This is a genomic window from Marinobacter sp. (genome assembly GCF_041686475.1).
In the GTDB taxonomy this organism is placed as follows: domain Bacteria; phylum Pseudomonadota; class Gammaproteobacteria; order Pseudomonadales; family Oleiphilaceae; genus Marinobacter.
In genome coordinates this window covers 1-4,164 of sequence record NZ_JAWLDU010000117.1, presented here as the reverse complement: position 1 = coordinate 4,164, position 4,164 = coordinate 1, and the positions used below count along the sequence as shown (strand labels likewise).

The 4,164-nt window shown below is 57.5% G+C and carries 2 protein-coding genes; both read left to right on the top strand.

Annotated features, from left to right (window positions below; translation table 11 throughout):
* On the top strand, positions 1 to 3,157 hold a 3,157-nt coding region (gene gltB / locus ACESMB_RS14845; RefSeq protein WP_372971969.1), incomplete at its 5' end, for a glutamate synthase large subunit.
* Between the two features lie 77 nt (positions 3,158 to 3,234).
* Positions 3,235 to 4,164: glutamate synthase subunit beta (locus tag ACESMB_RS14840; protein WP_372971968.1), on the top strand; the 930-nt coding region annotated here is incomplete at its 3' end.

Sequence of the window (4,164 nt, the reverse complement as noted above, 5' to 3'; positions counted from 1 at the left end):
GAATTCCCTGCGGGTTGAAACCACGCTGAATCAGGACACCCCCGATTTCAAGCTGATGCAGTCAGACGAGCTCCATATCCACCAGAAGATGTTCATGGTGTCCTATGAGGAGCGCGATCAGGTTCTGCGTCCGCTGGCAGAAAACAGCCAGGAAGCGGTCGGGTCCATGGGTGATGATACTCCCATGGCCGTCCTCTCCAGCCGTGTCCGCCATGTGGCGGATTACTTCCGACAGAAGTTTGCCCAGGTGACCAACCCGGCTATCGATCCGCTGCGGGAATCCATCGTCATGTCGCTGGAAACCTGCATTGGCGCGGAACGTAATGTGTTCGAGGAAACGCCTGAGCACGCCAACAGGATTATTCTGACCACGCCTGTGCTGTCGCCGGCCAAGTTCCTGAAGATTGCCAATAACGATCGTCCCGGGTTCGAAGTGGCCCGCATCAGCATGAGCTACAGCCCGGAAATGGGCCTGGAAAAGGCTGTCCAGAAGGTATGCGACGACGCCGAGCAGGCGGTTCGGGATGGCAAGGTGATCCTTATCCTGACCGACAAGGACCTGAAAGAGGGCGAGTTGCCGGTGAATGCCATGATGGCGACTGGTGCCGTTCATCACCACCTGGTCAGTAAGGGACTGCGATGTGACTCCAACATCCTGGTAGAGACCGGATGGGCTCGGGACCCGCACCACTTTGCCGTGCTATTTGGTTTTGGTGCCACCGCTGTATACCCGTATCTGTCGTATCAGGTGCTCAATGACCTGATCCGTACCGGTGAGTTGATGATGGATCCCATCGATGCGAAGAATAATTATCGCAAGGGCATCAACAAAGGTCTGCTCAAGATTCTGTCCAAAATGGGCATCTCTACCATCACCTCCTATCGTGGGGCCCAGTTGTTTGAGGCCATCGGTCTGGCAGATGATGTGGTGGATCTTTGCTTCAAGGGCGTCCCAAGTCGCATCCAGGGCGCCGGCTTCTTTGATTTCCAGCAGGATCAGGAGCAACTGGCCGCTGTTGCCTGGAAGCATCGCAAGCCGATTTCCCAGGGTGGTCTGCTGAAGTATATACATGGGCAGGAATACCACGCCTTCAATCCGGATGTGATCGCCAGGCTGCAGGAAGCCGTTACCAGCGGGGATTATGGGCATTACATGGAATACGCCGGGCTGGTGAACGAACGTCCGGTTGCGACGCTGCGGGATCTGCTGGGTTTCCGCAAGGATATCAAGCCGATCGATATGTCGGAGGTTGAGCCGGTCGAGAGTATATTTCCGCGTTTTGACTCTGCCGGCATGTCTCTCGGTGCGTTGTCCCCGGAGGCCCACGAAGCTCTGGCAGTAGCCATGAATACTCTGGGCAGCCGATCCAACTCCGGCGAGGGTGGGGAAGACCCTGCTCGTTACGGCACAGAAAAGCGCTCCAAAATCAAGCAGATTGCCTCTGGTCGCTTTGGTGTTACCGCTGAGTACCTGCGCAGCGCCGACGTCATGCAGATCAAGGTAGCCCAGGGTGCCAAGCCCGGTGAAGGCGGTCAGTTGCCCGGTGGCAAGGTCAATGATCTGATTGCGCGCCTGCGCTATTCGGTGCCGGGCGTGACGCTGATTTCCCCGCCGCCACATCACGATATCTACTCGATCGAGGATCTGGCCCAGCTGATCTTCGATCTCAAGCAGGTCAACCCGAATGCTCTGGTGTCCGTGAAGCTGGTTTCCGAACCGGGCGTCGGCACTATCGCTGCCGGTGTGGCCAAGGCCTATGCGGACCTGATTACCATTTCCGGCTATGACGGCGGCACTGCGGCGAGCCCGCTGACCTCCATCCGCTATGCCGGTTCCCCCTGGGAGCTTGGCCTCAGCGAGACCCAGCAGGCACTGCGGGCAAACGACCTGCGTGGCAAGATTCGCCTGCAAACGGATGGTGGTATCAAAACCGGTCTGGATGTTGTTAAGGGTGCCATTCTGGGTGCCGAAAGCTTTGGCTTTGGCACCACGCCAATGGTAGCGCTGGGCTGCAAATACCTGCGGATCTGCCATCTCAACAACTGTGCCACCGGTGTTGCGACACAGAACGAGCACCTGCGGGAGGAGCACTTCAAGGGCACCGTGGAAATGGCCATGAACTTCTTCCGCTTCGTGGCGGAAGAAACTCGCGAGTGGCTGGCAAAACTGGGTGTGCGCAGTCTTGAGGAGCTGGTGGGCCGTGTTGACCTGCTGGAGCGTCTGCCAGGTGATACCCCGCGCCAGAAGAAGCTGGACCTTACGCGCCTGCTGTCCAACGATCATATTCCGGCGGACAAGCCCAACACCTGTCAGGTAGAGCGCAACCATCCCTTTGATGAGGGCAGGTTGGCCGAGCAGATGGTAAAGGATACGGCGGACGCCATTGCGGCCAAGGCGGGGGGCACCTGGTCTTACCGGGTAACCAACTGTGATCGTTCGATTGGCGCCCGCCTCTCGGGTGAGATTGCGCAATTGCACGGCAATCAGGGCATGGTGTCAGCCCCGATTACCCTTGAGTTGAACGGCACCGCCGGACAGAGCTTCGGGGTGTGGAACGTTGGCGGCCTGAACCTGCTTCTTGAAGGCGATGCCAATGATTACGTAGGCAAAGGCATGACCGGTGGTAAGCTGGTTGTGCGGCCGCCATCCGGCAGTGCCTTCAAGTCACAGGAAACCTCCATTGTGGGTAACACCTGCCTGTACGGTGCGACCGGAGGCAAACTGTTCGCTGCCGGCACAGCCGGTGAGCGGTTCGGCGTGCGCAACTCCGGTGCCCATGCGGTTGTGGAAGGCGCAGGCGATCACTGCTGTGAATACATGACCGGTGGCCTGATAACCGTCCTGGGCAGCACCGGCCATAACTTTGGCGCTGGGATGACCGGCGGGTTTGCCTATGTGCTGGACTTGAACAACACCTTCGTGGATAAGTACAACCATGAACTGGTGGAGATCCAGCGTATTTCCAGCGAGGATATGGAATCCTACCGGAACCACCTCCGTGGGGTTGTCCGGGAGCATATTTCCGAAACCGCGAGCGAATGGGCAGAGCATATTCTTGACAATTTCGACGACTACATCGGCCGCTTCTGGCTGGTCAAGCCCAAGGCTGCAAATCTTCGCAGCCTGCTGGCCAGTACCCGGGCCCGTCCGGAGTAACGGTTGATAGAACAGGGTTGGGGCGTTGCCGGTATGGTAACGCCCGTGTCGAAATTGAGTCTGATGAGAGCTTTATAATGAAAGAACGACTGAGTAACGACTTCCAGTTTGTCGAAGTTGGGCGCGTCGACCCGAAGAAAGTACCGGCAAAGAAGCGCAAGAAGGAGTTTGGTGAAATCTATCACCAGTACACCCAGGAAGACGCAGCGTCGCAGTCGCATCGTTGCCTGGAGTGCGGGAACCCATACTGCGAGTGGAAGTGTCCGGTACACAACTACATTCCCAACTGGCTGAAGCTGGTGTCTGAAGGCAACATCATGAAGGCTGTGGAGTTGTGTCACCAGACCAACTCATTGCCGGAAGTCTGTGGCCGGGTTTGCCCCCAGGACCGTCTGTGTGAAGGCGCCTGTACGCTGAACGATGGCTATGGTGCCGTGACCATCGGGTCTGTCGAAAAGTACATCACTGACACTGCCTTCGCGCTGGGCTGGAAGCCCGACATGTCTGCGGTGAAATGGACCGACAGAAAGGTTGCCGTGATCGGTGCGGGCCCGGCGGGCCTTGGCTGTGCCGACGTATTGGTCCGTAATGGCGTCAAACCGGTGGTGTTTGATATTTACCCGGAAATCGGCGGCCTGCTGACCTTCGGTATTCCCGAGTTCAAGCTTGAAAAGTCCGTAATGAGCCGCCGCCGCAAAGTTTTCGAGGAAATGGGTGTGGAATTCCGCCTTTCCACGGAAGTGGGCAAGGATGTGGCGATGGCTGACATTCTCGCAGAATACGATGCCGTATTCATGGGCATGGGCACCTACACCTATATGAAAGGTGGTTTCCCGGGCGAGGACCTGCCGGGCGTTCACGATGCCCTGCCGTTCCTGGTGTCCAACGTGAACCGCCGCCTTGGTTTTGAAAAGGATGCCGAAGATTTTATCGATATGAAAGGCAAGCGCGTGGTGGTTCTCGGTGGTGGTGATACCGCCATGGACTGCAACCGCACTTCTATCCGT